This window comes from Actinoallomurus sp. CA-150999 (assembly GCF_050942425.1).
GTDB lineage: Bacteria > Actinomycetota > Actinomycetes > Streptosporangiales > Streptosporangiaceae > Actinoallomurus.
Genome location: NZ_CP192063.1, coordinates 8,972,102 through 8,994,987 on the forward strand (window position 1 = coordinate 8,972,102; position 22,886 = coordinate 8,994,987).

A 22,886-nucleotide genomic window follows, 5' to 3' on the forward strand; every position below is an offset into this window, starting at 1 on the left:
GGTCCGCTACATCGGCGCGAGCTTTTGAGCGCCCGGCACGGTCTGGTCAGGGCACCTAGGTCGGCGCGGGCCCCTTGGTCACGGCGTGAGGACGGGGCAACCGAGCCATTCCTCGGCGTGCACCGGCGGGGGCGCGCCCTGCGACACGGCCATGCGCAGCGGCCAGAACGGCTCGCGGGACCCCTCCGCGGCGAGCCTCGTCAGGAATGCCGACGTCGAGAGCAGGACGCTCGCGCGGTGGCGGCGCACCCGCTCGGCGACCCCGGTGACCGACCGACGGCCGGAGTCGAGCACCGCGCTCGCCCCCGAGTACAGGGGCAGGAAGACGGTGTTGCGCAGCCCCACCGGGTCGTAGGTCTTCGGCACGGAGAACAGCACGTCGTTCTCCCGCAGGCCGAACGGCTCCATCGCCAGGAACGACGCCTCCGGGTCGCCGTGCGCGTACAGCGCGCCGTACTGGGCGAAGGCCGGCGTGCCCGGGTGCACCGCGTGCGCCGGTGGCGTCCGCGCGCGGGACATCGCGGCGACCAGCTCGGCGGGCGTGATGACGTGCTCGTGCCGGCCGAGTGCGCAGACCGCGACCTCTCCCGGGGGGAGGGCCGAGGCCTCCGGGTCGCTGAGCAGCGCGATCGCCCCGATGCGCACCGCGCCGAGGAACGCCCACACGAACTCCATCGACCCGGGCAGCGCGATCACCACCCGGTCGCCGGGCCGTACCCCGTGCTCCCGGAACACGCCCGCCGCGCGGCCCGCCCCGAGATGCACCTCCCCGTGGGTGAAGTCGTCGTCACCGCACAGGAACGCGACCCGGTCCCACCAGCCGAAAGCGAGTGTCCATTGGCTCAGCGACTCGGTCAGATTCGTGGCCGGGGACGGGTCGGACGTGCGCACACTCGGAGAGTAAGCCGACTCCACCGTGCCGGGACAGACCCGCAGCGTGATCAAATGGTCTCGAAGGAGGCCATCTGTGGACAATCTGCGTGTCGCTCTGATCGGGTATGGAACCGGGGGCGCGGTCTTTCACGCTCCCCTGATCGCCGCCGCCCCCGGCCTGGAGCTGGCGGCCGTCGTGACCCGCGACCCGGAACGCCGGACCGCCGTACGTGACCGGTACCCCGGCACCGAGCTCCTCGACGCGCCCGACGACGTATGGTCCGGCGGATACGACCTGGTCGTGGTGACGACGCCGAACCGCACGCACGTCCCCTTGGCCCGCACGGCACTCGACGCGGGCCTCCCCGTCGTGGTCGACAAGCCGATCGCGACCACGGCCGCCGAGGCCCGGTCGCTGGCCGGCGGCCCCCTGGTCGTGCCGTTCCACAACCGCCGCTGGGACGGCGACTTCCGGACCGCCGCACGGCTGATCGGCGACGGGACGCTCGGCGGGGTGCTGCGGTTCGAGTCGCGGTTCACGCGGTGGCGCCCGCAGATCAAGCCGGGCTGGAAGGAGACCGCCGACCCGGCCGCCGCCGGCGGTGTCCTGTACGACCTCGGCGCCCATCTGATCGACCAGGCCGTCACGCTGTTCGGCCCGCCCGTCGACGTCCACGCCGAGCTGGACGTACGGCGGCCCGGCGCGGAGGCGGTCGACGACGCGTTCGTGGCGCTCACGCACGAGAGCGGGGTCCGGTCCCACCTGTGGATGAGCGCGATCAGCGCGGACCTCGGCCCCCGGTTCCGGGTGCTGGGCGACCGCGCCGCGTACGTCACCTACGGCCTGGACGTCCAGGAGGACCAGCTCCGTGCCGGGCTCACGCCCGCGGATCCGGAGTACGGCGTGACGCCGCCGGAGGCGTACGGAAGGGTCGGGACCCCCGGCGACACCCGGCCCGAGCCGACCGACCCGGGCCGCTACCAGGACTTCTATCCGGCCGTCGCGGCGGCGGTCCGCGGCGAGGGGCCGCCCCCGGTCACCCTCGAGGACGCCGTCGCCGGCCTCGAGGTCATCGAGACCGCCGTACGCCGGGCCGCGGGCGGCTGAGCACTCCACTCGGCACGGCGAGGCCCGTTTCCGCAGGGCCACGGGTGGCTGAGCACTCCACTCGGCACGGCGAGGCCCGTTTCCGCAGGGCCACGGGTGGCTGAGCACTCCACTCGGCACGGCGAGGCCCGTTTCCGCAGGGCCGGTCCGCTCGGCTCCGGAGCGACGCCCGGAGCGCCGAGGACGATCCGCTCAGCCGCGCGGGAACTCCGGCGCCGACCCGGTCAGCGCCGCAAGAACACCAGCGCTGGTTCGGTCAACGTCGCAGGAACTCCCGCAGCGCCTCGCCGATGAACGCCGCGGCGTCCGGGTCTGCGCCGCCGCCCGCGAGGTGTCCCCAGATGCCGGGGATGACGCGCAGTTCGGCGTCGGGGATGTGCTGGACGGCCCACGCCTCGTCCTCGGGCGGGAAGTACAGGTCCTTCTCCGACGGCATGACGAGTGCGCGCGCCTTGATCGAGCCGAGCGCCGCCACGGTGTCGCCGTCGAACCCCGGGGTCTGCCCGACGTCCGCGTGCTGCCAGGTCCAGACCATCGCGAGCAGGTCGTTGGCGTCGGAGCCGGCGAAGTTGGGCTCCCACACGCCGGTGAGGAAGTCCTCCAGCGTGGGGAACCCGAGCCGTTCGTACACGCGCTGCCAGTAGAAGGCCTGGGAAAGGCCCCAGCCCGCGTACACCCGGGCGAAGGCGCGCATGCCGTCGCGCGGCGGCTCGGCGTAGTCGCCGCCGGCGAACGCCGAGTCGGCGGTGAGCGCCGCCCGGAGGCCTTCGAGGAACACCTGGTTGTGCGGGCTGGTGTGCGAGGACCCGGTGATCGGCGCGATGCGTTCGACCATGCCGGGATGGCTCACCGCCCACTGGTACGTCTGCCCGGCGCCCATCGACGCGCCGAGGACCAGGGCCAGCCGGTCGATGCCGAACCGCTCGGTGACGAGGCGATGCTGCGCCGCCACGTTGTCGTGCATCGTCACGTGCGGGAACCGGGCGCGGTCGTACGGCGCCGGCGTGTTGCTCGGGGAACTGGACAGGCCGTTGCCGAACAGGTTCGGCGCGATGACGAAGTACCGGCGGGTGTCCAGTGGCCGTCCGTCGCCGATCAGCCACTCGTTCGCCTCGTGGGTCCCGGCGAACCAGGTCGGGAAGAGGATCGCGTTGGATCGGTCCGGGGCGAGCTCGCCGTACGTCCGGTAGGCGAGCCGGGCGTCCGGCAGGGTGCCGCCGCGCGACAGCGGAAGATCACCGAGTTCGAGCGTGTCATGATCGGTCACATCGCGGACAAGGCGCGGACGCTCCGGGCTATTCCGGACGCCCCCAGGCCCCCTCACGTGGGGATCAGGTCACGACGGTCACCGTCTCCGCCGGTGAGTCGTGGTGGCGCCAGAGGTGTTCGGCGATGTCGTCGGGTTCGTGGGTGAGTCCCGGCCCCACGGCGCCGACGATGGTGACGCGTCCGACGTGGATGCCCCGTTGCGGCAGCGTCTGTGCGAGCAGGTCGAGGTAGCCGTTCAGTCCGGCATAGACGACGGCGCTCACGGCGCGCTCCGGGCTGGGTCGTACGGCGGCGCCGCCGGTGGTGAACAGCAGCGTGCCGGAGCCGCGCTCCAGCATCCCCGGCAGGACGGCCTGGACGACGGCGACGGCGCCCACGACCGTGAGGGCCAGGGCGTCCTTCACGTCTCCGGCCGTGGTGTCGAGGACGGGCCGGATGAGGGATACGTCGGCGAGCGGACTGAAGCAGACGACCTCGGGAACACCGAGGGCGGACGTCAGCTCGTCGAGCGCTCGGGTGATGTCGTCGGGGTCGGTGATGTCACCGGTGGCGGCGATGACGTGGTGCCCGTGGGCTCGCAGGTCGTCGACGATGGCGTCGAGGCGCGCCCGCCCGCGCGCGATGAGTCCGATCGGGTGGCCCTCCCGGGCGAAGCGGCGGGCGGCGGACGCCCCGATGCCCGGGCCCGCGCCGACGACGAAGACGGGCCCGCTCACTGGGCGGTCCATCCGCCGTCGACGGCGACGAGCGCGCCGGTGATGAAACTGGCGGCGTCGGACACCAGGAACGCGACGGCCTCGGCGACCTCTTCCGGACGCCCGATCCGGCCGATCGGGTGAGCCTCGCCGAACGAGGCGAGCATCTCGCGGCCGTTCTCGACGACGCCTTCCATGATGTCGGTGTCGATCACCCCGGGGAGGACCGCGTTGGAGCGGATGCCCTTCGGGCCGCCCTCGATGGCGAGCACGCGCGTGATCTGGGCGAGGGCGCCCTTCGACGCGGCGTAGGCCGTCTGCGTCTCGAAGGCGACGACCGATGAGATCGAGGCGATCGAGACGATCGCGCCGCCACCCCCGGCCTCCATGATGCGGAAGGCCTCACGTGCCTGGACGAAGTTGCCGCCGGCGTTGACGCGCAGGATGCCCTCGAAGTCCGCGACGGTGGTCTCGGTGATCGGCTTGTTCAGGGTACGGCCCGCGTTGTTGACGAGGATGTCGAGCCGGCCGAACCGGTCGACGGCCAGCCGCATGGTCGAGCGCGCGAGGTCCTCGTCGGCGACGTCACCGACCAGCGCGGCCACGTTGTCGGGGTCCTGCGCGGCGAGTTCCTGGACCGCGTCGGAGCGGTCGGTGACGACGAGCCGGGCGCCGCGGGCGCGCAGCAGGGTGGCCGTCGCACGGCCGATGCCCCGTGCGGCGCCGGTGACGACGGCGACCCGTCCGGTGAGATCCCAGGTGGTCGGAGTAGTGGTCATGATCTTCTTCCTTCAGCGTTGGTGCGCCGGCCGTACGACGATCTCGTTGACGTCGACGCCGGCCGGCTGCGCGAGGGCGTACGACACGGCCTCGGCGATGGCGTCCGGCTCGATCGCGTGCGCCCGGTAGGTGCGCATGGCCTCGGCGGCTCCACGGTCGGTGATGGAGTCCGCGAGTTCGGAGGTGACCACACCGGGCGAGATGGTCGTGACCCGGATCGAGGGGTCGCTCTCCTGCCGCAGGCCCTCGGTGATCGCCCAGGCGGCGTACTTGGTACCGGAGTAGACGGCGCTGGTGGGCACCACCAGGTGCGCGCCGATGCTCGCGATCGTGACGAAGTGGCCCGAACCCTGCGCAGTGAACCGAGGCAGAACCGCGGCGATCCCGTGCAGTAGTCCGCGGACGTTCACATCGATCATTCGGTCCCACTCGTCGACCAGCAGGGAGTCGAGCCGTGACAGCGGCATGACCCCGGCGTTGTTGACGAAGACGTCGATCCGCCCGGCGCGATCCCGGGCGGTCTCGACGAAGTCCTCGACGTCGGCGCGCTTGGTCACGTCGAGCGGGACGGGTTGCAGGGTCCCCCCGGAGCGCGCGGTCGCTTCCTCGGTGCGTTCGGCGAGCGCCCGCAAGCGGTCGGTCCGCCGTGCGCCCGCGAACACGTGGTGTCCTTGACCTGCGAGGCGGGCGGCGACGGCCTCACCGATGCCGCTGCTGGCGCCGGTGACGAGGATGACCTTGCGGTCGGGCGATGATTCATTCTGGTTCGTCGGCATGACTTCGACGATGGCCGGTGCCGAACGGCTGGAGAAGGGCGCCGTCTTCCTGGGAGTACCGCACCCACCAAGCCATCGGCGAACGCTCATACGATGGCCGGTATGACACGTTCCGACCTCGGCACCTATCTGCGCGCCCGGCGGGCCCAGGTCACGCCGGGTGAGGCCGATCTGCCGATCGTCGGCCACCGGCGGGTCCCCGGTCTGCGACGCGAAGAGGTGGCGATGCTGGCCGGCGTCAGCGTCGACTACTACATCCGTCTCGAGCAAGGCCGCGAACGCACGCCTTCGGCGCAGGTGATCGACGCCCTGGCCGCCGCCCTGCGCCTCGACGAGGACGGCCGCGAACACCTGTTCCGCCTGGCCGGGCTCAGCCCCCGCGCCCAGGCCACCGCCGTCGACGAGCGCGTCGACCCGAGCCTGCTCCAGCTCATGACCGCATGGCCGAACAACCCCGCCATCGTCTACAACCGCGCCTACGACGTGCTCGCCTCGAACGCGATCGCCGACGCGCTCTTCCACGACTGGGCGCACTCACGCAACCTCATGCACGTCGTGTTCACCGACCCCGCCGCACGAGCCTTCTACCGGGACTGGCACGACGTCGCGCGAAACTCGGTGGCCGGCTTCCGGCTCGGTTACGGCAAGGCTCCGCACGACCCGCGAGTACGGCAGGTGCTCACCGAACTGCTCGACCAGAGCCCCGAGTTCGCCGAACTGTGGGCCCACCACGACGCCCGCGGCAAGGCGCTCGACCGCAAACGCTTCGACCACCGCGACGTCGGAGAGCTGACCTTGACGATGCAGACCTTCGACGTCCGCTCCAGTCCCGGGCAGGAGCTCGTCGTCTACCACGCGGAACCGGCCTCGGCGAGCAGCCAGGCCCTCGCCCTCCTCGGCTCCCTGGCCGCCACCTCGCGCCAGGAGGTCTAAGGCGTCACTCTCCCGACGGCCGCCGGGCGATGACGTGCAGAAGGGCCGCGACCCGGCGGTAGGGGTCCGTGCGGCCGGCGCGCTCCTCGGCGGCGAGCAGCGCGTCGAGGTCCTCGGGTACGGGGGCGTCGTCGGCCGCCGTGTCGGTGAAGACGCGGACGCCGTACCAGGCGGGCACGGACAGGCCGCGCTCGGCGAGCGCGGCCGTCAGGTCGGCGAGCCGGTCCGCGCGGGCCTCGACGCCGATCCGGTTGCGGTAGGACGTGCCGTCGAAGGCCGCCATGGCGGCCGGCCAGTCGCCGAACAAGCCGGGCCGCATGGCCAGGGCGTCACCGTTGCGGGCCAGGAGGGACACCAGCGCGCCCGGAGCGGCGACGTCCGCGACGGCGTCGAGGAGCGGGCCCGGGTCGGCGAAGTACATGAGCACGCCGTGGCAGAGGACGACGTCGAAGACCGCCGTCCCGCACAGCGCGGCGGCCCGCGTCACATCTCCCTGGACGACGCGGACGCGCTCCCGTACGGCGGCCGGTTCGGCGTCCAACGCGGTCGTGAGGTCGCCGAGCAGCGCCGACGAGGCGTCCAGCCCGGTCGCGGCGTGTCCACGGCGGGCGAGCCGGAGGATCTGCGTTCCCTGACCGCAGCCGAGGTCGAGCACGCGCCGGGGTGGCGCGTCCGGAAGGTGCGCGGCGAGCTGCCGCGCCACGAGCTCCTGGCGGACCGTCTGGCGGAGCGAGCCCAGTCCCGCCCGCCAGCGCCCCTCGCCCGGCGCGAACCCGCTCATGCGCCCTCCTTCGTCGGGGGGGGTGACCAGACGCGCCATGCTCACGATTCGCTCGCTCCGCTCACTCACGCGCCCTCCTCCGCCAGAGGAGCGACCAGACGCGCCATGCTCACGATTCGCTCGCTCCGCTCACTCACGCGCCCTCCTCCGCCAGAGGAGCGACCAGACGCGCCACGCCGACGTCGGCCGCGCGTACCCGCTGAGAACGCAGGTGCCGTCTCGCGGCGTACCCGCTCATGAGCCGGCGCCGCCGGGCGGCACGATCGGCAGGTCCGGTGGGGTGCCGGTCTCGATGAGACGCCACAGGGCGTCGGTGTCGAGGTGGCGTTCCACGAGGTCGCCGAGCGCGTCGAGCTGTGCCTCCCGCAGCGCCGCGAAGTCGGTGTCGGGGGCGGGGGTGAAGTCGCGGCCCGCGGTCCGGGCGACGTCGGTGAGGAAGGCGCGGCGGAAGCCGTCGTTCTCCATCGCGCCGTGCCAGGTCGTGCCCCAGACCGCCCCGACGCGGCAGCCGTCGAGGAACGGTTCCCCGCCCTCCGCCGCGGCCACTCCGTGATGGATCTCGTACGCGTGCACCGGCTCGCCGTAGGCGATTCCGCTGGGTCGGCGCAGGGTCTTGTCGGAGGCGAACTCCACGCGCACCGGCAGCAGCCCGAGGCCCGCCACCGGTCCGGCCATCGACTCGATGTCGTCGAGGATCTCGCGGGCCAGCATCTGGTAGCCGCCGCAGATCCCGAGCACTGGGCGGCCGGCCCGTGCCCGTCGTACGACCTCGGCGGCCAGTCCCTGCTCGTGCAGCCAGGCCAGGTCGGCGACCGTGGCCCGGGATCCGGGCAGCACGACCAGGTCCGCGTCGGCCAGTTCGCCGGGCGTGGTCGCGAACCGTACGCTCACGCCCGGCTCGGCGGACAGGGCGTCCAGGTCGGTGAAGTTCGAGATGCGCGGCAGCCGGGCGACCGCGACCCGCAGGGTCTCCCCCGCGACCGCGGGGCGCGTCGGGGGGCGCGCGTCCAGGGCGAGGGAGTCCTCCACGTCGAGCCAGAGCCCGCCGAGCCAGGGCAGCACGCCGTACACCGGCCGGCCGGTCAGGGCCGTGATCTGCGCGAGGCCGGGGGCCAGCAGCTCCGGCGCGCCCCGGAACTTGTTGATGACGAATCCGGCGATCAGCCGCTGGTCCTCCGGCTCCAGCAGGCCGACGGTCCCGTACAGCGCGGCGAAGACCCCGCCCCGGTCGATGTCCCCGACGACGATCACCGGCATGCCGGGGCCGTCCGGGGATCCGGCGGCGCGCGCGAGGCCCATGTTCGCGAGGTCGCCGGCGCGCAGGTTGATCTCGGCGGGGCTGCCCGCCCCCTCGCAGATCACCACGTCGTACCGCGCGCGCAGCTCGGCGAGGCTGGCGAGGACCACCTCGCGGAGGCGCCGCTTGTGCTCGGCGTATCCCATGGCATCGACCTCGGCGACCGGGCGGCCGAGCACGACCACCTGGCTGCGCCGGTCGCTGCCGGGCTTGAGGAGCACCGGGTTCATGTGGGCGGTGGGCTCGACCCGCGCGGCGGCGGCCTGCATGGCCTGCGCCCGCCCGATCTCCGCGCCGTCGGCGGTGACCATCGAGTTGAGTGACATGTTCTGCGCCTTGAACGGGGCGACCTTGACCCCCTGCCGGGCGAGCCACCGGCAGATCCCCGCCGTGAGGACGCTCTTGCCCGCATCCGACGTCGTCCCCGCGACCAGCAGCATCCCATTGCCCACGGACGCCGACGGTAGCAGCCGGACGACGGGCCGCCGGAGCCGGTGACGGCCTGGAAGAGCAGCGGGCATACCCGATTCGGATGTCCGTCGTCGGCAGGTCGAGGTCGACGGGGCCGACGGCACCGTGCCGGGCCGCCACAGCCGGCCGGGCCCGCAGTCGGCCGGGCCCGCAGTCGGCGGGAGCGAATTTCTACCGGAATCGCCCCGTTTGTGAGAAGCGGCTCCCGTGGGGACGGGGCAGCGTGGAGGCCTCCTACAGTGGGTGTTCGTGCTTTACGGCAGATCTGCGGAAATCAGGGCACTCGACGAGGTGATCGTGCGGGCCCGCGCCGGCTCCGGCGCCGGGGTGGTGTTGCGGGGCGAGGCAGGGGCGGGCAAGACCGCCCTGCTCGACGCGGCGGCCGCGCGAGGCGGCGCGATGCGTGTGCTGCGGACCAGCGGCGTCGAGTCCGAGTCCGACCTCGCGTTCGCGGCGCTGCACCAGGTGCTTTGGCCGGTGACCGGCTCGCTCGACGCGCTGCCCGAACCCCAGCGCGACGCTGTGAGTACGGCTCTGGGGCTTGCCGCGGGCAGTGTCGGGGATCGGTTCCTGCTGGGCGCCGGCGTGCTCTCGTTGCTGGCCGAGGCGGCCGCGCCGGACGGGCTGATCTGTGTGGTCGACGACTTTCAGTGGGTCGACCGGGCCTCGGCCGACGCGCTGTTGTTCGCCGCCAGGCGGCTGGGGACGGAACGGATCGCGATGTTGTTCGCCGTGCGCGGGGATGTTCCGGTCAAGGGCGTGCCGCTGACAGTGGACGTGGGTGGCCTGCCCGAGTCCGCGGCGGCCGAGCTGCTGGAGTCCCGCCACGGTGTGCTGCCCGCTCATGTGGCGCGGGAGCTCGTCACGCTGACCCACGCGAATCCGCTCGCCCTGGGCGAGATCGCCGCCCGCCTGACGCCCGCCCAGCTCGCCGGGCGCGAACCGCTGCCTGAACCGTTGCCCGGTGGTGCCCGGCTCTTCGGCGATCGGGTGGCCGCGTTGTCCGCCCCTGCTCGGCTGGTCGCCCTGGTCGCCACCGTGGAGGCCGACCTCGACCCGGTCCTGCGCGCCACCGACCGGTTGTTCGCCGAGGAGGCGATACGGCCCGCCGAGAACACCACAGGGCGGGTGGCGTTGGCCGAGCTGGAAGGAGCCGGGCTGGCCGGGGTGTCGGGCACGAGCGTGCGCTTCCGCCATCCGCTCATCCGGTCCGCGATCCATGAGGTGGCCGCTCCCGCCGACGTCCGCCGCGTGCACGCCGTCCTGGCGGAGCTGACTTCGGATGATCGCCGCGCCTGGCACCTGGCCGGAGCCGCCCTGGGCCACGACGAGCAGGTCGCCGCCGCGCTGGTGGCCGCCGCGGAGCGGGCGCGCGACCGCGGCGGGTACGGCGCCGCCGCCACGGCCCTGGCCAGGGCCGCCGAGCTGACCCCCGAGCCTCGCGCCCGTGCCGTCCGCCTGAAGGACGCCGCCGTCGCGGCCTGGCTCGGCGGCCGCCCGGGACAGGCGGAGTCGCTGCTCGCCGAGGCGCGCGAACGGGCCGGCGGGGACGCCACCCTCGCCATGGAGATCGCCCAGCTCCGGGGCCGGTTCGAGCTGAACTCGGGCAACGCCGCCGAGGCCGTACGGATCCTGGCGGCAGGCGACAGCCTGGGCATGCTGGCCGACGCCGTGGAGGCGGCCTCATTCGTCGGTGACACGACGACCATCGTCGAGCTCGGCCGGAGGGCGGCGGCGCACCCCGAGGGTTTCCTGCGGGACACGGTCGCCGGGATCGGCCTGACGCTCGACGGCGACGCCGCTGGGCCGGTCCTGCTGCGGCGGGCGCTGGCGCGGACCGGCGAGCTGGAGGACGCGGCGGGGTACCTGTGGGCGACGGCCGCGGCCAGCTCCCTGGGCGAGTGGGACCTGGCCACCGAGATGGTCACGAGGGCCGGACGGGTGGCCCGGGTGTCGGGGATGACCGGGCAGCTGCCTGTCGTGCTGGAGTTCGTGGCGACCGCCGAGCGCATCGCCGGGCGGCTTGCACAAAGCCAAGCGATCTCCGACGAGGGCCTGGAGCTGGCCCGTGAGGCGGGGTACGAGAACACGGTGGCCGCGCACCGGGCCAACCTGGCGGCGCTGGCGGCGCTGCGGGGTGAGGAGGAGCCCTGCAAACGGCAGGCCCGCGAGGCGCTGGCCATCGCCGTACCGCATCGGCTGGGCTTGCAAGCGGGAGTGGCCGCGTACGCGCTGGCGCTGCTCGACCTGTGCCTGGGCCGTTACGCGGTGGCGCACGACCGTTTCACGGCCATCGCGACGGCGGGACCGGGCGCCGGGCATCCGACCGTGGTGTGGCGGTCGGCGCCGGACCGCGTCGAGGCCGCCGTGGGGGCGGGCGACGAGGCGGGCGCGCGGGCGGCGCTGGAGGCGCACGAGCGGTGGTCGGCGCACGCCGCGACGGCCGAGTCGCGCGCCGTGCTGGCCCGTTGCCGGGGCCTGGTCGAGTCGTCCGAGGACGCCTTCGGCGAGGCGCTGCGGCTGCACACCAACCCGTTCGAGGCGGCCAGGACCGCCCTGCTGCTGGGTGAGCGCCTGCGCCGCGCGCAGCGGCCGGGCGAGGCGCGGGCGCATCTGCGGATGGCGTGGGAGACGTTCGAACGGGCGGGTGCCCGGCCGTGGGCGCGGCGCGCGCAGGACGAGTTGCGGGTGGCGGGCGAGAGCGGGCAGGCCCCGCCCGCGGCCGTACTCGACGCGCTGACCCCGCAGGAGCTGCGCATCGCGGGCCTGGTCGCCGACGGCTTGTCCAGCAAGCAGATCGCCGCCCGGCTCTTCCTGAGCCCGCGCACGGTCGAGTACCACCTGTACAAGATCTATCCGAAGCTGGGCATCGGCTCCCGTACGGAACTGGCGCGACTAGTAGTTCTACAGAAGGCACCCGTAGCCGACGACGACATGCTGTGAGACATGCAGAACGTGACCATCTGGAGTGAAGAGTTCGGCGCCGAGACGGACGCGCCGATCCTGCTGATCATGGGGTCGATGTCGCAGGGCATCCTGTGGCCGGACGAGTTCGTCGGCCGCCTGACCGCCGGAGGCCGCCGGGTGATCCGGTACGACCACCGGGACACCGGCATGTCGGGTACCGTCGACTTCGCGGCGGAGCCGTACACGTGGGACGACATCAAGAACGACGTGTACCGCGTGCTGGACGCCCACGGCCTGGAGAGCGCGCACCTGGTCGGCCACTCGGCGGGCGGGCTGCTCGGCCAGCTGGTCGCCGTGGAGCGGCCGGAGCGGGTGCGCTCGCTGACCGTCATCGCCTCCTCGCCGCTCGGCGGCGGCGAGGGCCAGGTGCTCATGCGAGCCCTGATGAGGCAACCGCAGTCCGAGGGGAGCCTGCCCGAGCCGACTCCGGAGTTCGTGGCCTTCTACCGCGCGCTGATCGCCGCCCCGCCGCCGGAGGACCGGCGCGCGCGGATCGACGGGATGATCGCCGAGCAGCGTGTGCTGCACGGCACCGGGCTGCCGTTCGACGAGGACGCGGCGCGCCGGCTGCAGGAACGGATCTACGACCGGGCCCGCGATCTGTCGGCGGCGGCCAACCACCGGCTGGCCGGAGCGGCCAGGCCCGACTTCGAGCCGGTGGGCGTGCTGCACCAGGTGAAGGCGCCCACGCTGGTCATCGAGGGCAGCCACGAGCCGGCCAAGCCGGGCCACGGCGCGATCATCGCCGAGCAGATCCCAGGGGCGCGGCCGATGATCGTGGCGGGCATGGGGCACACGCTGCCGATCGAGGTGCACGAGGAGCTGGCCGCCGCGATCCTCGCGCACACGGCCGGGTGACGGCCCACCGGAGTCCTAGGCCGTGACGGGAGCGGGAGCTCAGGAGGCGCCGAGGGCCCGGTGCGCGAGCTCCTGCACCACGGCGGTGACCTCGTGGACGTCGATCGGCGCGCCATCGGCGATCAGGTCGTCGAGCAGGCCGTCGGCCGCGTGGTAGACCATGCGGAACGCCATGGCCGGATCGCGGGCCTCGAACGCTCCCGCCTCGGCGCCCTCGGCGACGTAGCCGCAGATCAGGTCGATGACGCGCTGGTTGGCGCGCTTGCAGATCTCCAGGGCCGGGGCGTTCGCCGAGCCGTAGACGACGCGGTGCAGCTCGGCGTTCCGGACGGCGTGCTCGATGAGCGTGGCGAGGAGACCGTCGATCGTCGGCCACCAGCCGCGTTCCTCACCGAGGATGTCCTGGGTCTTGGTGACGATCGCGTCGACGTACCGCTCCCAGAGCGCGCCGAGCAGGTGGTCCTTGGTGTCGAAGTACAGATAAAAGGTGCCCTTGCCGATCTCGGCGGCGTCGGTGATGTGGCCGATCGTGGCGACGTTGAAGCCGATCGAGCGGAACACCTCCTGGCCCGCCCGGAGGATGTCCTCCCGGCGGTCGTCGTGGCTCTTCGTCACCCGCTTGCGCCGTGCGCCCGTCGCCATCGCGTCCGTCTCCTTCTCCGCCGGCCTTCGAGCATAGCCGAATGACCGACGTTCAGTCGGTTGACTGAACGTCGGTCATTGGGATTGACTGACCGTCGGTCAGTCACTGCTCGAGGAGGATCCGATGTCAGCCGACACCGCCGGCCACGCGAACCGACCCGCGCGGGCGACCGGATGGAGGTTCCGGGGCGCCGCGTACACCTTGCTGGTCCTGCTGGCCGGCACCAACCTGCCCACGCCGCTGTACCGCGGCTACCAGCGGACCTTCGGGTTCTCGCCGCTCGTCGTCACGCTGATCTTCGCCGCCTATGTCGCGGCTCTCATCCCGTCGCTCCTGGTCGCCGGACCGCTTTCGGACGCCGTCGGACGCCGCAGGATCCTGCTCCCCGCCGTGGGCCTGGCGGCCGTCGGCTCGCTGGTCTTCGCCCTCGCCGGCGGGACGGTCTGGCTGTTCGCCGCCCGCGTCGCCCAGGGACTGGCTCTCGGCGCGGCGTCCGGAGCGCTCAGCGCCGTCCTGACCGAGCTCGAACCGAACGGCGACCGCCGCCGGGCCGCCCTCGTCACCACGATCGCGTCCGTCGGCGGGCTCGGCGCGGGGCCGCTGCTGTCGGGCCTGCTCGCGCAGTACGCTCCGGCCCCTCGCGTTCTCCCCTACGTCGTGGAGATCGGCCTGCTGGTCCCGGCGGCCGTCGCGATGGCGGCACTGCCCCCGGGACGCCCGGCGACCCGATGGCGGCCCCAGCGACCCCGGATCCCGGCCGCCATGCGGCGGGTCTTCGCCACCAGCGGTGTCGCCGGCTTCCTGGCCTTCGCCGTCATCGGTCTCTTCCTCACCCTGGTCCCGCCGTACGTGGCCACCCTGGCGGGAAGCGCGAACCTCGCCCTCAGCGGCGGCACGGTGACCCTCATGCTCGGTTCGTCGGCCGTCGCCCAGGTCGTCGCGTACGGGCGGAGGCCGATCACCGTCCGGGCGGCCGGGCTGCCCCTGCTGGCCGCCGGGCTCGTCCTGCTCGCTGTCGCCGGAGAGGAGGCATCCCTGCCCCTGCTCCTCACCGCGACGGTCGTGGCCGGGGCCGGGCAGGGACTGGTGTTCCTCGGCTCCCTCACCCTGGTCAACAACGCGGCGCCCGCCGAACGCCGCGCCGAGGTCATGGCGGGTTTCTTCGTGGTCATCTATCTCGGCGTCGGCGTGCCGGTGATCGGTGTCGGCCTCCTCGCGACGGCGACCGGCCTGCTGACCGCCGTCCAGGACTTCGCCTACGTCGCCGCCGCCCTGTGCCTGACCGTCCTGGCCGCCCCGTACCTGGTGCGCCGGCCGGCCCGGAAGACCGACCCGGTCGCCTGAGATAAGGGAGTTCCGACAGTGGACACGACACGCCTCACCCATGCCTACCGCGACCTGGTCGCCGCGGCCTCGGCGATCGATGCGGCCGTGCGGCGAGCCGACGTCGACTGGACGCTGGCGCACATCGCCCTCAGCGACGAGATGCTCGCCGGAGCGGCCGAGCGGCTGCTCACCGGCGAGAACGTCGTGGTGGACAACCGCGCCGCGATGGACGAGACCGCGATCGCGGAACTGATCGCGGCCACCTCGCACGCCGAACGCGTCGCGCTGGTCCACCGCAACGGCGCGGCCCTCACGAACGTGGTCGGCCGGATCCCGGAGGCGACGGCCGACCGGACCGTACGGATCCGTCTCGTCGACCGCACCGGTCGTCAGGTCACCGACGCCGAGGTGACGTGGGACCGGCTCATCCGGATGCGGGCGGAGGAGCACCTGCCGGGGCACACCGCGCGGCTCGCCGCCGTCAGCGGCGCAGCCTCCGCCACCCGGCCCTGACCGCCGCCCGCGCGCCGACCGTGACGACGGCCGAGGCGACCGTGACCGCCCGAGACAGCCGGACGGCCCGCCGGATGTCGTACGGTTCGGCGGCGCGACCATCGCCGAGCTCAGGCCGGTGCTCGACGCGGTTCCCGTACACGTTGACGCCGCCGAGCCGTACGCCGAGCGCTCCGGCGAACGCGGCCTCGCAGCGCCCGGCGTTCGGGCTGGGGTGCGCGGCACCGTCACGGCGGAGGACCGCGTACGCCGCGCGCGGCGAGCCCCCGACGAGCGGCGCGCAGACGACCGTGAGCAGCCCGGTCAGCTGCGCGGGCGCCCAGTTCGCCGCGTCGTCGAGGCGTGCGGCGGCCCAGCCGAAGCGCAGGTAGCGGGGGCTGCGGTGCCCGACCATCGCGTCCAGCGTGTTGACCGCCCGGTACGCGAGCAGCCCCGGCACGCCGAAGACCGAACCCCAGAACAGCGGAGCGACGGCGGCGTCGGAGGTGTTCTCGGCGATCGACTCGACCGTCGCCCGCGCCAGCTCCTTGGCGTCGAGGGCGCTCGGATCCCGGCCGCACAGATGCGGCAGCCGCCGCCGAGCCGCCTCGACATCGCCCGCCTCCAGAGCGACCGCCATCGCCACCCCCTCCCGCCCCAACGACGTCCCACCGAGAACCGCCCAGGTGGAGACGGCCGTGACCACGGCCCGAGTTGGACCGCCCGCAGCCGAAGCGTCCCTGACCAGGTCGGTCGCGGCCGAGGTAGCCCTGTCCGGACCGGCCGCAGTCGAAGCATTCTCGGCGGGGCCCGTCGCGGCCGAGACAGCCCTGTCCGGGCATGCTGCGGCCAAGGCGCTCCCGGCCGAGCCGACCGCGGCGGCCCCGGCGGCCCCGGCGGCCCCGGCCCGGTCGGACGTCCGGTCGAGGCGGCGCGGCCGACAGCGCCCCGTACGGCCGGTGCGCGCCGCAGTGCTCCGTACGACCGCGTCGGCGGCGAACCCTAGACCGGCGGCGCCGAGCACGCAGGTCGCCGCGAACACGGCTCCGCGCGCCCGGGAGTCGGCGTAGAGCCGTCGCTCCAGCGCCGACGCCGCCCGGCCGAACGCGGCCACCGGATGCCCCCGCCGTGGGTCACCGACCAGCGCATCCAGGACCAACCCGACGCACAGCCCCTTCTCGATCGTCACGAACGAAGACGATAGGCCCACCAGAGCCCGCAGTACCTATGGGGCCGGGTGGCTGCCTTCGCTCCGGCGGCGTTTCGTCTTGCGAGAAATGTCGGTTCTGGCTCAAATTCGATGATCGGTCGCGGGTGGTGTTGGAGGGCCTGGCAAGCGGACACCTGGCGCAAAGTACGGTTTCGTTCCGATCGCGATCCCATCTCGTCCAGGGGGCGCAGCGGAGCCGATTCGGCTCGCTGCGGGGGTGTTCTCCGAGACTGCTGCACGGTTGTTGAGCGGCAGGTAATTGGGCTCTGACCCACTCCTGATGAAAGCATCACAGGTGGTGACGAGGGCACCTGCCGAGGACCCGCCCCGGGGGGCGGTGCCTGTTGACCATCGGGAATGATGTCCTTGTGCGTGGATCTTTGATGGTTGCTGTTGCCCAGCCCGCGTGTGTTGATCTGGATGTCGCCCTTAATGCCGGCCGCCAGGCCGGGGTGGTGCAGCGTGCGGGTGCGCGTCTGGTGGTCTTCCCGGAGCTGTCACTGACTGGTTACGATCTTGCGGCGCCCGCTGTGGCTGTGGACGACTCGCGGTTGGATCCGATCAGGGCTGCGTGTGGTAGCGCCAACGCGATCGCGCTGGTGGGCGCTCCGGTGCGGGAAGACGATGGGCGTGAATACATCGCAACGCTTGCCGTCACCGGCGAGAGTACGACGGTGGCATATCGCAAGATGCACCTTCACGGTGAGGAAGTCCGCCGCTTCACACCCGGCGAAAAGCCGGAAGTTCTGGAGATCGACGGATGGCGGCTGGGGCTGGCCATCTGCCGAGATGCAGCGGTGCCGCAGCACGCGGCCGACACTGCGGCATTGACCATCGACGCTTACGTGGCCAGCACCCTGTATGGGGCAGGACAGGAACAGGCGACCCGCCGAGACGGGCACATGCGAGATCGGGCCGCCGCACACGGCGTCTGGGTCGTCCTGTCCACCGCTGCCGGGTCGAGCGGGGAGTACCGCGAGACATCCGGTGGCTCCGGCGTCTGGGCGCCGGATGGGGACGTGTTCATTCAGGCAGGCGCAGAGCCCGAGGCCGTGGTGACTGCGACTCTCCACTGACCCATCACGGCGGTCGGCAGGTGTGTACTTCCTGTTGAGCGACAGCTAGACGGACGCCGGCTCATTCAACGATCGGGTGACGCATGGACCGGGTCGTGCCGACGCCCAGTCCGTTCGCTGTTCTGGAGGCGACACTCCGTTCCTCGTAGGCACCCATCGCACACCATGGACATTGGCGGTCCGCAGGATGTTCCCGCACGCGGTCGTGGTCCGCGGGCATCACCGCAGGCATGATTCGACCGGAACGGAAGTATCCCGGCCGTACGGTCGACGTGTGATCGCGATGATCTTCGAGTATCGGTTCGACCCGGACGACGACGCCGCCTTCCAGGACTACCTGGCCGAGTCCGCGCGGCTTCGGGAGTTGCTGCCCGAGCTCGACGGGTTCTACGGGATCGAGCGGTACGCCAGCGAGGCGGAGCCGGGCAAGTACCTCGCCCTCGGGTTCTTCCGGGACGAGGAGGCCGTCGCCGCCTGGCGGAACACGCCGGCGCACCGGCGTGCGCAGGCGCTGGGCCGGCACCGGTTCTTCACGACGTACCGGCTGCGGATGGCGGAAGTGGTCCGGGACTACGGCCCGGAGGACCGTGACGAGGCACCGGCGGACAGCCGCCGCGTGCACGGCTGAGGAGACGATGATGTACGACCTGACCATCGAACTGGACGACCGGCCGGGCGCGCTGGCGGAGATGGGTGAGGCGCTCGGCGTGGCCGGGGTCAGCGTGGAGGGCGGCGGCGCCTGGACGGTCGACGGCCGCGGTGTGGCGCACTTCCTGTTCCACGACGGCGAGGCTGCGACCGCCGCTCTTGAGCAGGCCGGCATCAAGGTCACCGCCTGCCGAAAGGTGGTCGCCCGCCGCCTCCACCAGGAGAAGCCGGGCCAGCTCGGCGCGATCACCCGGGCGCTCGCCACGGCCGGGGTGAACATCGAGGTGCTCTACTCCGACCACGACCACCGGCTCATCCTTGTCACCGACGACCCGGACGCCGCCGCGACCGCGACCGCCGACTGGGACCGCTGACCTCCCGCCGCCGGTCACGATCGAACTGTGGCGAGCACGGCCACCGCCGGATCCACCGAGCCCTCGTCCGGCGTGTGTGCCTTATGGGGCCGGGTGGCCGCCTTCGCTCCGGTGCGGCCGGAGCGGACGTCAGGTGGGTTGGTGGTCGGTCTCCGGTGGCCTGGTCGGGGCGGCGCGGCGGATCTTGGCGCGCATGGCGCGGGTGGCGAGCGGGCCGAGGCTGTCGAGGGCTTCGAGGGCGGCGCCGAGGTTGTCAAGGGCGTTGAGGGCGGAGTCGGCCGCTTGCGGGTCGGCGCCTTCGTAGAGTTCGATGCCGATGAACGCCGCTGATATCGCGCGTGCGAGCGCGGGGGTGTCGGCGATCTCGATCAAGGGCGTGGCGGGCAGCACCCGGTCAAGGACGCGCTCGAGTTCGTGTGCCCATTGTTCCAACGCCGCGCTGGTGGCCGCGGCCAGGGCGGGGTCGCGTTGTGCTCCTGCCAGCATCTGCGCCAGGACCGTGACGTTCCCTGCGGCACGCTCTGTGGCGTGGAGTTCTCGCCCGGCGGCCAGCAACTCGCGCAGTGAGCCCACTTCCGCGAACCGTTCGCGGAACATCTGCACGCGCTGGGCGGCCGCTTCGGCACATGATGCGGCCAGTAGCTGGTCGACGCTGCCGAAGTGGTAGAAGACCAGCGCCTGGTTCACGTCGGCGGTACCGGCGATGGTCCGGGCCGATATCCCGGCGATGCCATGGGTGCGCAGCGTCTGGATCGTGGCGTCGATGAGTCGTTGCCTGGTGTCACTCACCGGGCGAGACCTTATCGGCAGGCGAGCGCTTCCCGTGCAGGACGCTGGGCCCGAGCAGCGCCCCCAAGCAGACGCATATCACCATATGGACCAGTGGCAGCGGCATCACCAGTCCGCGGACCAAGCTCTCCACAGTAAGGATCAAACCCCCGCCGACCAGTCCCGTGAACCAGAGCCCGACACAATTCGCGACGAGAGACCACCCGAACGCGACTGCCATACCAGCGAGCGGCGCACGTGAATCGTCGCGCGTCAGGGGCCTTGCCGCCAACGCGAAGACGGTCCCGCCGATGATGCCCGGTCCCAGCCCGACCGCCGCACCGACAGCGCCGCCGAACACGGCAAAGACGCACATCCCCACCGGGCCACCCATGATCCCTAGCACGCCTCCCACGAGAGCACCGGTGGCAAGGCCCGCCAGAGACCCGTATGCCGCGCCTCGCAGCACGATGTCCATCCGTTGCGGGACCGCCTCGGCCTTGGCATCAACATCAGAGTCAGGTTCGCGGCGTGCGTCCGCCATCTTCCCTCCTAGTTGAGCGACTGCTCAAACGGCAGCGTACGGGATGTTTGAGCGATCGCTCAAGTTGCGGGAGTTCGTCGCGTGTGAGCGGGTAATGGAAGACTGACGCTGATCCGCTACGTCACGCTGGGAGCCGAAGCATGGAACTCACCGCGGAACCCTGTTCGCCGGTACGAGTGGAGCACGCCGAAGGGCCGTTCTGGTACGGAGACCGGTTCGGCTGGGTCGACATCATGGCCGGGCGGCTGTGGCTGGCCGGATTCGACGGCAAGACGCTCACCGACCCGCGCTCGCTGGAGGTCGACCGCCCGATCGGCGCCGCCGTCCCTCGTGCCCGAAGTGGGTGGATCATCGCCGCCGGCACCTGCTTCATGGAGCTGGACGAGGACGGCCGGGCGACGGCCCTGACGGGTGACCTGGCCGACACCTCCACGATCCGCATGAACGACGGCAAGTGCGACCCGGCGGGGCGGTTCTGGGCGGGCACGATGGCGTTCGACGAGACGCCCGGGGCCGGCTCGCTGTTCGTCTTCGACGGATCGGTCCGTACGGTGCTGGAAGGCGTCACCATCTCCAACGGGCTCGGCTGGAGTCCCGACCACCGCACGATGTACTACATCGACTCGCGGGCCGGCGGGGTCGACGCGTTCGACTATGACGTGGAGACCGGGGCGGCGACCGGCCGCAGGCGGCTGTTCGCGGTCGAGGGTGCCACCCCGGACGGGATGAGCGTCGACGACGAGGGCCACCTGTGGGTCGCGTTCTGGGGCGGCCACGCCGTGCGCCGCTACGACCCGTCCGGGCGTCTGGTCGCCACGGTGCATCTGCCGGTGACGAACGTGTCGAGTTGCTGCTTCGGCGGCGCCGACCGCTCGACGCTGTTCATCACGACGTCGCAGCAGGGCCTGTCGCCCGAGCAGCGGGAGGCCGAGCCGGACGCCGGCCGGATCTTCCGCGTCGACCCCGGCGTCTCCGGCCCGACCGCCGCGCCCTTCGCGGCCGGCCGCTGAGCGTCATCGCCGGTAGAGGGCGGCCAGGGCCTCGACGGCCTCGGTCATCCGCTCCCGCAGGGCCGGGGGACCGAGGACCTCGACGTCCGCGCCGAGGCGGAGGAAGTCGGCGAGCGCCTGCTCCACCGACTCGATCGGAACGGTGATCCGCACCCGGCCGTCGGCGTCCGGCTCGCCGGCGGTGCCGCGGGCGGCTCGTGCCACGGCCGGCTCCAGGACGTGAGGGATGCGCTCCAGGGCTCGCGGGGAGACTCGGAGCGTCGCCTCGTCCCGGTGCCGGCCCGCGTGGAACCGCTCGACGTGGCCTCGCCAGTACGCGGACAGGTCGAAGCCGACCGGCCGGGTGAACGACTCGGCGAGAACGGTGAGGTCGGTGATCCGGGACACGCGGTAGGTGCGGATGCCGTCCTCGTGCCCGGCGACGAGGTACCAATGGCCCGCCTTCAGCACGAGGCCGTACGGATCGACGGTCCGGTCGATCTCGTGCGGCTCCGCCCAGCGTAGGTAGCGGATGCGCGTGCGGTGCCGGGTCCACACCGCGTCCGCGACCGCGTCGAGCCGGTCGGTACGGTCGGTGTCGCCGTACCAGGGCGGGGCGTCGAGGTGGAAGCACTCGGAGATCCGCATGGCATGCGCCCGCGACTCCGCGGGCAGGGCGGCCATGAGCTTCAGCTGCGCTGCGCTCACCGCGGCGCCGAGGCCCAGATCCGCCGCGACCGACGGCATCCCGGCCAGGAACAGTGACTCGGCCTCCGCGGCGGTGAGCCCGGTCAGCCGGGTGCGATAGCCGTCGAGCAGGCGGTAGCCGCCGTCGTGCCCCGCCTCGCCGTACACCGGGACACCGGCCGCGCCGAGCGCCTCCACGTCGCGGTAGACGGTGCGCACGGAGACCTCCAAGGCGTCGGCGAGCTCTCGCGCGGTCATGCGTCCTCGGACCTGCAGGAGCAGAAGCAGGGACACCAGCCGGCTCGCGCGCACGGTCCTCAACAATGCCGCGCTCCACTGACAGAACGTGTCAGTGAACCGCCCGTACGGTCCGGCCATGAACGATTTCAGCCAATTCGTAGATCGTTACGCCGCCGTCTGGAACGAACCGGAGGCCTCCGTACGCCGCGGAATGATCGCGGACCTGTGGGCCGAGGACGGTGTCGAGTTCACCGAGTCGGGCGAGTACCGCGGGCACGAGGAGATCGAGAGGCGGGTCACGGGGGCGTACGAGGAGTTCGTCCGGGAGGGCGGGTTCGTCTTCCGGCCGGCGGGTGAGCCGGTGGGGCATCACGACGCCGTACGGTTCACGGTCGAGATGGCGCCCGCCACGGGCGGCGACGCCGTGTGGAACGGGTCGATCTTCGTCGTCCTCGGTGAAGACGGCCTGATCCGGTACGACTACCAGTTCGCCGGGGACCCCGATCCGGGCACGCGGGCCGTCGCGCGGGAGTACCTCCGCCGGCTCGTCGCGGGCGACCCGGAACACGTCGCGGAGATCTTCGCCGAGAAGGTCGACTGGCGTCTGGACTGGCCCGCCGAGGGTCATCCAGCGGTGCCCTGGATCCGTCCTCGCTCCAGCCGCGCCGATGTCGCCGACCACTTCCGGACCATCCAGGACTTCCATGTCCCGCAGGAGCAGGGGTCGGCGGCGGAGGAAATCGTCGTCGACGGTCCGGACGCGGTGATCCTCGGTGAGATCCGGCAGACGGTCAAGGCGACCGGCGAGCCCTACACGGCCCTGTGCGCGGTCCGCCTCACCGTGGAGGACGGCCTGATCACCCGGTACCACGTCTACGAGGACAGCCTCACCGTCGCGGAGGCACTGGCCCGCGCCGACGCCGGTCGTTGACCGGACCGCGGTCCTCCGAGCCCCGCCGCCGACCGAGCGCACGGTTCCCCGAGGCCCGCCGCCGACCAGACGCATCGCCCACCGAGGCCCTCCGCCAACCGAGCACACGGTCCACCGACACCGGCCGCCGACCGGACACGTCGCCCTCCG

The 22,886-nt window shown here is 72.4% G+C and carries 23 protein-coding genes; 11 read left to right on the forward strand and 12 right to left on the reverse strand.

The window, feature by feature from the left end:
- Positions 1-78: 78 nt before the first annotated feature.
- The gene (locus ACQP2O_RS41500) at positions 79-891 is read right to left on the reverse strand and encodes an AMP-binding protein (RefSeq protein ID WP_433174684.1); all 813 of its coding nucleotides are present in this window, start codon (positions 889-891) and stop codon (positions 79-81) included.
- Between the two features lie 76 nt (positions 892-967).
- Between ACQP2O_RS41500 and ACQP2O_RS41505 the strand changes: the two genes are divergently transcribed.
- Positions 968-1,981, forward strand: a complete 1,014-nt coding sequence (locus ACQP2O_RS41505) for a Gfo/Idh/MocA family oxidoreductase (protein WP_433174685.1) — start codon at positions 968-970, stop codon at positions 1,979-1,981.
- Positions 1,982-2,237: 256 nt separating this feature from the next.
- On the opposite strand, the gene ACQP2O_RS41510 is transcribed toward ACQP2O_RS41505, so the two are convergent.
- From ACQP2O_RS41510 to ACQP2O_RS41525, 4 genes are all read right to left on the reverse strand, one after another.
- Complete coding sequence (locus ACQP2O_RS41510; protein WP_433174686.1) at positions 2,238-3,248, reverse strand: alpha/beta fold hydrolase; 1,011 nt, start codon at positions 3,246-3,248, stop codon at positions 2,238-2,240.
- A 64-nt stretch (positions 3,249-3,312) separates the two neighbouring features.
- Positions 3,313-3,966: an SDR family NAD(P)-dependent oxidoreductase gene (locus ACQP2O_RS41515; RefSeq protein ID WP_433174688.1), complete on the reverse strand. Its 654-nt coding sequence runs from the start codon at positions 3,964-3,966 to the stop codon at positions 3,313-3,315.
- Positions 3,963-4,724: an SDR family NAD(P)-dependent oxidoreductase gene (locus ACQP2O_RS41520; protein WP_433174689.1), complete on the reverse strand. Its 762-nt coding sequence runs from the start codon at positions 4,722-4,724 to the stop codon at positions 3,963-3,965. Before ACQP2O_RS41520 ends, ACQP2O_RS41515 begins: the two co-directional genes overlap by 4 nt.
- A 12-nt stretch (positions 4,725-4,736) precedes the next feature.
- Complete coding sequence (locus ACQP2O_RS41525) at positions 4,737-5,501, reverse strand: SDR family oxidoreductase (protein WP_433174690.1); 765 nt, start codon at positions 5,499-5,501, stop codon at positions 4,737-4,739.
- A gap of 102 nt (positions 5,502-5,603) precedes the next feature.
- Here ACQP2O_RS41525 and ACQP2O_RS41530 point away from each other — a divergent pair, with 102 nt between their 5' ends.
- Positions 5,604-6,434, forward strand: coding sequence for a helix-turn-helix transcriptional regulator (locus tag ACQP2O_RS41530; protein WP_433174691.1), 831 nt, complete (start codon positions 5,604-5,606; stop codon positions 6,432-6,434).
- A gap of 4 nt (positions 6,435-6,438) precedes the next feature.
- Here the strand turns inward: ACQP2O_RS41530 and ACQP2O_RS41535 are convergent, their stop codons facing one another.
- Both ACQP2O_RS41535 and ACQP2O_RS41540 read right to left on the reverse strand, forming a co-directional pair.
- Complete coding sequence (locus tag ACQP2O_RS41535; RefSeq protein WP_433174692.1) at positions 6,439-7,215, reverse strand: methyltransferase domain-containing protein; 777 nt, start codon at positions 7,213-7,215, stop codon at positions 6,439-6,441.
- Between the two features lie 234 nt (positions 7,216-7,449).
- On the reverse strand, positions 7,450-8,952 hold the full coding sequence (locus tag ACQP2O_RS41540; RefSeq protein WP_433191322.1) for a cobyric acid synthase: 1,503 nt from the start codon (positions 8,950-8,952) through the stop codon (positions 7,450-7,452).
- Positions 8,953-9,232: 280 nt separating this feature from the next.
- Between ACQP2O_RS41540 and ACQP2O_RS41545 the strand changes: the two genes are divergently transcribed.
- Positions 9,233-11,926 (forward strand): LuxR C-terminal-related transcriptional regulator, encoded by a 2,694-nt coding sequence (locus ACQP2O_RS41545; RefSeq protein WP_433174693.1) that lies wholly within the window; start codon positions 9,233-9,235, stop codon positions 11,924-11,926.
- A gap of 3 nt (positions 11,927-11,929) precedes the next feature.
- Positions 11,930-12,808: an alpha/beta hydrolase gene (locus ACQP2O_RS41550; protein WP_433174694.1), complete on the forward strand. Its 879-nt coding sequence runs from the start codon at positions 11,930-11,932 to the stop codon at positions 12,806-12,808.
- Positions 12,809-12,847: 39 nt separating this feature from the next.
- Here ACQP2O_RS41550 and ACQP2O_RS41555 read toward each other — a convergent pair whose 3' ends face one another.
- A complete protein-coding gene (locus ACQP2O_RS41555) occupies positions 12,848-13,450 on the reverse strand; it encodes a TetR/AcrR family transcriptional regulator (RefSeq protein WP_433174695.1) in 603 nt (200 codons plus the stop codon).
- 124 nt (positions 13,451-13,574) lie between these two features.
- On the opposite strand from ACQP2O_RS41555, the gene ACQP2O_RS41560 reads away from it, so the two are divergent.
- Together ACQP2O_RS41560 and ACQP2O_RS41565 are read left to right on the forward strand one after the other, a co-directional pair.
- On the forward strand, positions 13,575-14,795 hold the full coding sequence (locus ACQP2O_RS41560; protein ID WP_433174696.1) for an MFS transporter: 1,221 nt from the start codon (positions 13,575-13,577) through the stop codon (positions 14,793-14,795).
- A gap of 18 nt (positions 14,796-14,813) precedes the next feature.
- Positions 14,814-15,290 (forward strand): hypothetical protein, encoded by a 477-nt coding sequence (locus ACQP2O_RS41565; RefSeq protein ID WP_433174697.1) that lies wholly within the window; start codon positions 14,814-14,816, stop codon positions 15,288-15,290.
- Here the strand turns inward: ACQP2O_RS41565 and ACQP2O_RS41570 are convergent.
- Complete coding sequence (locus tag ACQP2O_RS41570) at positions 15,259-16,479, reverse strand: cobalamin biosynthesis protein (protein ID WP_433174698.1); 1,221 nt, start codon at positions 16,477-16,479, stop codon at positions 15,259-15,261. The genes ACQP2O_RS41565 and ACQP2O_RS41570 overlap by 32 nt on opposite strands.
- A 383-nt stretch (positions 16,480-16,862) precedes the next feature.
- On the opposite strand from ACQP2O_RS41570, the gene ACQP2O_RS41575 reads away from it, so the two are divergent.
- The 3 genes from ACQP2O_RS41575 to ACQP2O_RS41585 all read left to right on the forward strand — a co-directional run bounded on the left by ACQP2O_RS41575 (position 16,863) and on the right by ACQP2O_RS41585 (position 18,577).
- Positions 16,863-17,555, forward strand: coding sequence for a carbon-nitrogen hydrolase family protein (locus tag ACQP2O_RS41575; protein WP_433174699.1), 693 nt, complete (start codon positions 16,863-16,865; stop codon positions 17,553-17,555).
- A gap of 283 nt (positions 17,556-17,838) precedes the next feature.
- Positions 17,839-18,183: an antibiotic biosynthesis monooxygenase family protein gene (locus ACQP2O_RS41580; protein WP_433191324.1), complete on the forward strand. Its 345-nt coding sequence runs from the start codon at positions 17,839-17,841 to the stop codon at positions 18,181-18,183.
- Positions 18,184-18,193: 10 nt separating this feature from the next.
- A complete protein-coding gene (locus ACQP2O_RS41585; protein WP_433174700.1) occupies positions 18,194-18,577 on the forward strand; it encodes a hypothetical protein in 384 nt (127 codons plus the stop codon).
- A 129-nt stretch (positions 18,578-18,706) separates the two neighbouring features.
- Here ACQP2O_RS41585 and ACQP2O_RS41590 read toward each other — a convergent pair whose 3' ends face one another.
- Positions 18,707-19,366, reverse strand: a complete 660-nt coding sequence (locus ACQP2O_RS41590; RefSeq protein ID WP_433174701.1) for a TetR/AcrR family transcriptional regulator — start codon at positions 19,364-19,366, stop codon at positions 18,707-18,709.
- Positions 19,359-19,889 carry a hypothetical protein gene (locus ACQP2O_RS41595; protein WP_433174702.1) on the reverse strand — a complete coding sequence of 177 codons (531 nt, stop codon included), beginning with the start codon at positions 19,887-19,889 and terminating at the stop codon, positions 19,359-19,361. The genes ACQP2O_RS41590 and ACQP2O_RS41595 overlap by 8 nt, the downstream gene beginning before the upstream one ends.
- Positions 19,890-20,029: 140 nt before the next feature.
- On the opposite strand from ACQP2O_RS41595, the gene ACQP2O_RS41600 reads away from it, so the two are divergent.
- Positions 20,030-20,899, forward strand: a complete 870-nt coding sequence (locus ACQP2O_RS41600; protein WP_433174703.1) for an SMP-30/gluconolactonase/LRE family protein — start codon at positions 20,030-20,032, stop codon at positions 20,897-20,899.
- Between the two features lie 3 nt (positions 20,900-20,902).
- On the opposite strand, the gene ACQP2O_RS41605 is transcribed toward ACQP2O_RS41600, so the two are convergent.
- Positions 20,903-21,877, reverse strand: coding sequence for a helix-turn-helix transcriptional regulator (locus ACQP2O_RS41605; RefSeq protein WP_433174705.1), 975 nt, complete (start codon positions 21,875-21,877; stop codon positions 20,903-20,905).
- Positions 21,878-21,941: 64 nt separating this feature from the next.
- On the opposite strand from ACQP2O_RS41605, the gene ACQP2O_RS41610 reads away from it, so the two are divergent.
- Positions 21,942-22,736: a nuclear transport factor 2 family protein gene (locus ACQP2O_RS41610; protein ID WP_433174706.1), complete on the forward strand. Its 795-nt coding sequence runs from the start codon at positions 21,942-21,944 to the stop codon at positions 22,734-22,736.
- The last annotated feature ends 150 nt before the right edge of the window (positions 22,737-22,886 follow it).

Excerpts from the sequence above, each read along its gene's own strand:
- ACQP2O_RS41600 (WP_433174703.1), top strand. The coding sequence starts at position 20,030 with ATGGAACTCACCGCGGAACCCTGTTCGCCGGTACGAGTGGAGCACGCC.
- ACQP2O_RS41555 (WP_433174695.1), bottom strand. The coding sequence starts at position 13,450 with ATGGCGACGGGCGCACGGCGCAAGCGGGTGACGAAGAGCCACGACGAC.
- ACQP2O_RS41595 (WP_433174702.1), bottom strand. The coding sequence starts at position 19,889 with ATGGCGGACGCACGCCGCGAACCTGACTCTGATGTTGATGCCAAGGCC.
- ACQP2O_RS41575 (WP_433174699.1), top strand. The coding sequence starts at position 16,863 with ATGGTTGCTGTTGCCCAGCCCGCGTGTGTTGATCTGGATGTCGCCCTT.
- ACQP2O_RS41550 (WP_433174694.1), top strand. The coding sequence starts at position 11,930 with ATGCAGAACGTGACCATCTGGAGTGAAGAGTTCGGCGCCGAGACGGAC.
- ACQP2O_RS41520 (WP_433174689.1), bottom strand. The coding sequence starts at position 4,724 with ATGACCACTACTCCGACCACCTGGGATCTCACCGGACGGGTCGCCGTC.
- ACQP2O_RS41585 (WP_433174700.1), top strand. The coding sequence starts at position 18,194 with ATGTACGACCTGACCATCGAACTGGACGACCGGCCGGGCGCGCTGGCG.
- ACQP2O_RS41560 (WP_433174696.1), top strand. The coding sequence starts at position 13,575 with ATGTCAGCCGACACCGCCGGCCACGCGAACCGACCCGCGCGGGCGACC.
- ACQP2O_RS41535 (WP_433174692.1), bottom strand. The coding sequence starts at position 7,215 with ATGAGCGGGTTCGCGCCGGGCGAGGGGCGCTGGCGGGCGGGACTGGGC.
- ACQP2O_RS41525 (WP_433174690.1), bottom strand. The coding sequence starts at position 5,501 with ATGCCGACGAACCAGAATGAATCATCGCCCGACCGCAAGGTCATCCTC.
- ACQP2O_RS41530 (WP_433174691.1), top strand. The coding sequence starts at position 5,604 with ATGACACGTTCCGACCTCGGCACCTATCTGCGCGCCCGGCGGGCCCAG.
- ACQP2O_RS41540 (WP_433191322.1), bottom strand. The coding sequence starts at position 8,952 with ATGCTGCTGGTCGCGGGGACGACGTCGGATGCGGGCAAGAGCGTCCTC.
- ACQP2O_RS41580 (WP_433191324.1), top strand. The coding sequence starts at position 17,839 with ATGATCTTCGAGTATCGGTTCGACCCGGACGACGACGCCGCCTTCCAG.
- ACQP2O_RS41610 (WP_433174706.1), top strand. The coding sequence starts at position 21,942 with ATGAACGATTTCAGCCAATTCGTAGATCGTTACGCCGCCGTCTGGAAC.